Here is a 6,072-nt window from a genome sequence, read left to right as displayed (position 1 = left end):
GCCGAGGTGCTGGTCGCCGCCGAGGGGGGCTCGACGACTTGGCTCAGCAAGAGCTTCACCTCCACGGCCGCCGGATTCGCCGTGGCCGAGGGCCTGTTGGACCTCGACCGGCCGGTGATCTCGTACTTCCCCGAGTTCGAGGCCGACATCACCGATCCACGCAGCCGCGCCATGCTCGTCCGGCACGTCGCGGCCATGGCCAGCGGCCATCTCACCGAGACCTGGGCCGACGCGATGCGGACCGACCGGACGGAGGCGGTACGCGGATTCCTGCTGATCCCGCCGGACCGCGACCCCGGCACCGTCTTCGCTTACAACCAGTCGGCCACCTACACGCTCGCCTCGATCCTCCAGCGCGTGACCGGTCTGTCGCTGACCGAGTACCTGCGGCCCCGCCTGTTCGAGCCGCTGGGCATCGGGGAGACCGACTGGACGCGGAACCGGGCCGGCCGGGAGATCGGCTTCAGCGGGCTGCACGCCGCGACCGACGCGATCGCCCGGCTCGGGCAGCTCTATCTGGACGACGGCGTCTGGGAGGGGCGGCGGCTCCTGCCGGCCTCCTGGATCGCGGAGGCGACCCGCGCGCACGTCGCGAACGCTGACGGCACTCCCGGGGGCGCCCGGTCGGACTGGCAGCAGGGCTACGGATTCCAGTTCTGGCGGGGACGGCACGGATACCGTGGCGACGGGGCGTTCGGACAGTTCTGCGTCGTGCTGCCCGAACACGACGCCGTGATCGTGACGACCGCGGCGACCGACCGGATGCAGGAACTGCTGGACCTGATGTGGCGCCATCTCCTGCCCGCGTTCGGGACGGCACCGCCGCGGGACGCGAGCGAGCGCGACGAGGCGCTGAGCCGACGGCTCGCCGGGCTCGCCCTGCCGCCGGTCGAGGCCGCGGCCGAGCCCACGGAACCCACGGGGACCTGGTCGCAGGCGGAGTTCGTGCCGGCCGGAGGCGTCTGCGCGACCCAGCGGACGCTGACGGGCGTGTTCGTCGCCGAGAGTGACAAGGGAACCGATGTCACCCTGACCGAGGGAGACCGGCGACTCGAACTGCGCCTCGAAGGAACCGGCTGGAGCGTCGATCCCGGCCCGACGCCGCTGGCGGTGAGCGGGGGCTGGACCGGCCCCGGCACCCTGCGCGTCGACGTGCTCTTCCTGGAGACCCCGCACCGGCTGACCGTGGAGTGCGTCCTCCCCGGCCGGACCTTCACCGCCCGCTGGCACACGACCCCGCTGCACGCCCCCTCCCTGCACTCCCTGCGAGCACCGTCGCGAACGCCGTCAACCGGTCCCCGGAAAACGCCACACCTCGCCACCCCTTCCGCCACGTAGAGTTATCCACCACGATGCATATGCCGAGGTCCTGACGGGCGGACGTGGGTCTTTCGACCCGCGCCGCCCGCGTGCCTGCCGGGCGGAGAGAACCGACTCCGGGGTGATGCATGACGAACCTGATGTGGACGCGGAGCGTGGAGTGGCTGGCCGCGGCCGCCACGGACCCGAGGGCGTGCAAACGCGACTGGGACCAGGGAAGCGGCGGTGTGCTCCTGGAGGCCGGGCGCTACTGGGACGTGCTGAGCGTGCCCGAGCAGCTCGGCCTGCTCGCCCTCGACATCCTGTGGTGCGACCCGGTCCGGGTGCCGGGGCCCACACTGGTCGACTGCGCCGCTCAGCGCGTGGGCTTCTTCCTGCCGCCCGACCCCGCGAGCCGGTGGGAGGGTTCGGGGCTCCGCCATCTCGGCAGGGGCTCCTGGGTCGCCGTACCGCCGCCGTACCGCTCGGCGGGGCCGCTCGAGTGGATCGTGCCGCCGGACGGGACGGGCGCGCTGCATCCCGCGCTTCCCCTGGAACTGGCGTTGCGCCAGGCCAACGGCACACTCGCCGTCCTGGCACCGCCGGCCGATCAGCCGGTTCCGTAGAAGTGCGCCTGTCCTCCGCGCCACTTCACCCAGGCCGGATCGTCCAGCAGATCCTCCGCGTCCGGCAGTCCCGCCCGGCCCAGGAACTCCAGCAGATCCTCGTCCGAGAACGCCACGCCGAGGTTCTCACCCCGCGCGGTCACCTCACGGCCACTGGTATCCAGGGCCGGATGCACAACCAGAGGAGCCCGTCCGGACATATATCCAGGATCGCCCTTGGTGCCCCGCCGCGCATCCCGGCGGACGAGTGGTTGTATTCAGTTCCGAGTGCGTTTTCCCGTTCTCTGGGTGAGGAGCTTGCGATGGGCGCCATGGACCTGCCGGCGATCGAAGCGGAGCGTCAACGGATCAAGGACGCCCATCTGATGGCGGAGAGGCCGCGGAGCACGGCACGCGGCGTGCACCATGTGGCGCTGCTCTCCGCGGACGTGGAGCGGACCGTGCGGTTCTACCAGGGCGTCCTGGGCTTTCCCCTCACCGAGATGATCGAGAACCGGGACTACAAGGGCTCGACCCACTTCTTCTTCGATCTCGGCAACGGCAATCTGATCGCCTTCTTCGACTTCCCCGGCCTCGACCTCGGCCCCTACGCGGAGGTCCTCGGCGGGCTGCACCACCTCGCCATCTCGGTCGACCCCGCCACCTGGCGCCAACTGCGTGAGCGGCTCGACGCGGCCGAGGTCGAGTACATGGAGGAGAGCGGTACCTCGATCTACTTCCGCGACCCCGACGGCGCCCGGATCGAACTGCTCGCCGATCCGCTCGGCGAGATGTACGGCAACAAGGTCCTCTGAGACGGCGGCCGGAGCCCTCGAGGCTCCGGCCACGGGGCTTCAGCGCAGCAGCTCGGCCCAGTTGCCGGGAACCCGGTCGGCGGGGCCGGGAGTGGGCTGGTCGAGCGGGTGGCTCACCGGGGGAGCGAGCTCGGGACCGGCCTCGTAGAGCTCCGAGGTGTCGTAGTCCCAGAACCAGTCCTCGCCCGGCTCGAAGCTCTGGATGACGGGATGCCCGGTGCCGTGCGCGTGCGCGGTGGCGTGTTTGGCCGGGGAGCCGTCGCAGCAGCCGACGTGCCCGCACTGGGCACAGCGCCGCAGATGCAGCCACCATCCGCCGGCAGCGTCGCACTCCGTGCAGCCGGTGCCGCTCGGCGGTATGGACGGGTCGATTCCGTTCGGCGTGGTCATGACGGCTCCTCCGTGGTTTCCGCGGCGGTTTCCACGACGGTCAGGGGCAGGCGTACCTGGAAGCGGGTGTCCCCGGGCACGGACTGCACCATCAGACTGCCGTGGTGCTTGTTGACGACGATCCGCCAGGAGATGTCCAGGCCGAGTCCGGTTCCCTCGCCCACCGGCTTGGTGGTGAAGAACGGGTCGAAGATCCGGTCGCGGATCTCCTCGGGCACTCCGGTGCCCGTGTCACGGAACTCGACGAGCACCTGGTCGCCGTCGGGAGCGGTGTGCACCGTCAGCGTCCCCTCGCCGGTCATCGCGGAGGCGGCGTTGTCGATGAGGTTCGTCCACACCTGGTTCAGCTCACCCGGATAGGCGGGGATCCGGGGCAGCGCCCGGTCGTACTCCTTGACGACCTTGATGCCGGAGCCCATCTTGCCGGCGAGCATCATCAGGGTGCTGTCGAGCAGATCGTGCACGTCGGCGACCTGGTAGGGCGCGCGGTCCATCTGCGAGTACTGCTTGGCCGCGTCCACAAGATGCGAGATACGGGTGGTGGAGTCCTCGATCTCGTTCATCAGCAGCTCGGTCTCGACCGTGTAGTTGAGCCACCGGACCGCGCCTTCGAGAGTCGGCCCGTCAACGGCCGCCGCGACCTGGTCCAGCCAGTCGGTGTCGAGACCCGCCTGCACGAAGGTCGGGGCGAGCTGCCAGCCGCCCGCGATGTCGTGGTCGTCGAGCCAGTCGGCGAGCGCGTCCTCCCGGTCGGAGGCCTCCAGCGGGGTCAGCGGGGTGGCTTTGGCGACCTGTTCGGCGGTCCGCTCCTGGATTTCGACCAGCGTCTCCAGAGCGTCGCGCGCGTACGGTCCCGAGGCGATCATCCCCAGCTTCTGCCGCATGTGGGCCACTCGGTCACGCAGCGCCGAGGTGGCCCGTACGGCCGCCGCGGCCGGATTGTTGAGCTCGTGCGTGAGCCCGGCCGACAGCGAGCCGAGCGCCAGCAGCCGCTCACGCTGCCCGACGGTGCGCTGGGCGTTCTGGCTGCCGAAGAACATGCCCTCCAGCAGATGGACGGCCATCGGGAACCAGTCCCGCAGGATCGCGGCGAACGTCGCCGCGGGCAGGACGAAGAACCGGGACGGCTCGGTGACCCGCATGGAACCCTTGTACTGCGCGTCCCCCGGGTCGCTGAGATAGGCCTGCATGGCCCCCGCGTACACCCCGCGCTTCGACGTGCGGCTGATCTCCACGTCGTCCGCGCCGACCCGGCGCGACATCACGACCGTGCCCTCCAGTAGCACGTAGAAGCAGGTGGCCGGATCACCCTCGGTGTACACCGGCCCGGGGTCGAACTGCTCCGTCCGGCCCTCCCGGCACAGCCGGTCCAACTGGCCGCCGTCGAGCTTCTCGAACAGGAACAGCGTGCCCAGTTCCGCCGCGTCGCACGGCACCGGCCGCCCGGTCACGACTGCTCCAGATAACGGTGGACGAGCATGACGGCCATGGCTCCCTCTCCGACCGCGGACGCGACCCGCTTCGCCGATTCGGCGCGCGCGTCCCCGGCCACGAACACGCCGGGCACATTGGTTTCCAGGTGGTACGGGGGCCGGTCCAGCTCCCAGCCGCGCGGGGGCTGCCCGTCGGGTGTCATGTCCGGGCCCGCCACGATGAAGCCGCGGGCGTCCCGCAGGACCGTGCCCTCCAGCCAGTCGGTGAGCGGGGCCGCGCCGATGAACACGAACATCCACTGCGCGTCGACGAGTTCGGTGTGACCGCTCTCCACATCGCGCAGGGTGAGCTGTTCCAGATGGCCGTCGCCGTGCGCGGAGTCCACCACCGTACCGGTGCGCACCGAGATGTTCGGCGCGTCCGAGATCTGCTCGATCAGGTAGTGCGACATCGAGTTGGACAGCGAGGAGCCGCGCACCAGGATGGTCACGGACTTGGCGCCCCGGGCCAGATACATCGCCGCCTGGCCGGCCGAGTTCGCGCCGCCCACGATGTACACGTCGTGGCCCTGGCAGGCGGCGGCCTCGGTCAGTGCCGAGCCGTAGAAGACGCCGCAGCCCGTCAGCTCGGCGAGGCCCGGAGCCTGGAGCTGGCGGTACGAGACACCGGTCGCGAGGATCACCGCGTGCGCGGAGATCGCGGAGCCGTCGGAGAAGCGGATCGTGCGCGAGGCCCCGGTGACCTCCAGTCCGGTCACCTCACGCGCGGTGAGGATCTCGGCGCCGAACTTGGCCGCCTGCCGCCGCGCCCGGTCGGTGAGCTGTCCCCCGGAGACTCCGTCGGGGAAGCCGAGGTAGTTCTCGATCCGTGAACTCTGGCCCGCCTGTCCGCCGGTCGCGGACCGCTCCACGAGTACGGTGCGCAGCCCTTCGGACGCGCCGTACACGGCCGCCCCGAGCCCGGCCGGACCGCCGCCGATGACGACGAGGTCGTAGAACTCCGATGTCGGTGTCGTGGCGAGCCCGACGTGCGCCGCGATCTCGGGGTCCTCGGGCTCGACGAGCGGTGTGCCGTCCGGGGTGACCACCAGCGGAAGCCGGTCGCCGTCCTGCCCGGCGGCGCTCAGCAGGCGCTGTCCCTCCGGGGTGTCGGAGGAGTACCAGCGATAGGGCACCTGGTTGCGGGCCAGGAACTCCCGGACACCCGAGGAGCGGGCCGACCAGCGGTGCCCGACCACCTTGCAGGCGCCCACGGGCCGGTAGTCGCTGGCCCGCCACGCGTCCAGGAGGTCGTCGACGACCGGGTAGAGCTTCTCCTCCGGCGGATCCCAGGGCTTGAGCAGATAGTGGTCGAGGTCGATCACGTTGATCGCGTCGATGGCCGCGTTCGTGTCCGCGTACGCGGTCAGCAGCACCCGGCGGGCGCCCGGGTACACGTCGAGGGCCTGTTCCAGGAACTCGATGCCGTTCATCTGCGGCATGCGGTAGTCGGCGAGGATGACCGCCACCTGGTCACCGCGCAGCTTCAGC

General features: G+C 70.7%; 7 protein-coding genes. 3 read left to right on the top strand and 4 right to left on the bottom strand.

Features of this window, described 5'->3' with window-relative positions; translation table 11 throughout:
- Together ACWEBX_RS36565 and ACWEBX_RS36560 are read left to right on the top strand one after the other, a co-directional pair.
- A partial coding sequence (locus ACWEBX_RS36565; protein WP_451889055.1) for a serine hydrolase domain-containing protein occupies positions 1-1,338 on the top strand: 1,338 nt, incomplete at its 5' end.
- A 110-nt stretch (positions 1,339-1,448) separates the two neighbouring features.
- On the top strand, positions 1,449-1,925 hold the full coding sequence (locus tag ACWEBX_RS36560) for a hypothetical protein (protein WP_451889054.1): 477 nt from the start codon (positions 1,449-1,451) through the stop codon (positions 1,923-1,925).
- Here ACWEBX_RS36560 and ACWEBX_RS36555 read toward each other — a convergent pair.
- Entirely contained in the window at positions 1,910-2,068 is a 159-nt protein-coding gene (locus ACWEBX_RS36555) for a hypothetical protein (protein ID WP_384241284.1), read from the bottom strand. The two genes, ACWEBX_RS36560 and ACWEBX_RS36555, sit on opposite strands and share 16 nt — an antisense overlap.
- Before the next feature lie 159 nt (positions 2,069-2,227).
- On the opposite strand from ACWEBX_RS36555, the gene ACWEBX_RS36550 reads away from it, so the two are divergent.
- The gene (locus ACWEBX_RS36550) at positions 2,228-2,719 is read left to right on the top strand and encodes a VOC family protein (protein WP_451889053.1); all 492 of its coding nucleotides are present in this window, start codon (positions 2,228-2,230) and stop codon (positions 2,717-2,719) included.
- Between the two features lie 39 nt (positions 2,720-2,758).
- On the opposite strand, the gene ACWEBX_RS36545 is transcribed toward ACWEBX_RS36550, so the two are convergent.
- The 3 genes from ACWEBX_RS36545 to ACWEBX_RS36535 all read right to left on the bottom strand — a co-directional run.
- Positions 2,759-3,109, bottom strand: coding sequence for a UBP-type zinc finger domain-containing protein (locus tag ACWEBX_RS36545; protein WP_451889052.1), 351 nt, complete (start codon positions 3,107-3,109; stop codon positions 2,759-2,761).
- Complete coding sequence (locus ACWEBX_RS36540; RefSeq protein ID WP_451889051.1) at positions 3,106-4,560, bottom strand: ATP-binding protein; 1,455 nt, start codon at positions 4,558-4,560, stop codon at positions 3,106-3,108. Before ACWEBX_RS36540 ends, ACWEBX_RS36545 begins: the two co-directional genes overlap by 4 nt.
- The coding region (locus ACWEBX_RS36535; protein WP_451889050.1) for an FAD-dependent oxidoreductase at positions 4,557-6,072 on the bottom strand (1,516 nt) is incomplete at its 5' end. The genes ACWEBX_RS36535 and ACWEBX_RS36540, both read right to left, overlap by 4 nt.

Source organism: Streptomyces sp. NPDC005070 (genome assembly GCF_053600395.1).
This window is presented reverse-complemented; position numbering and strand designations above follow the sequence as displayed.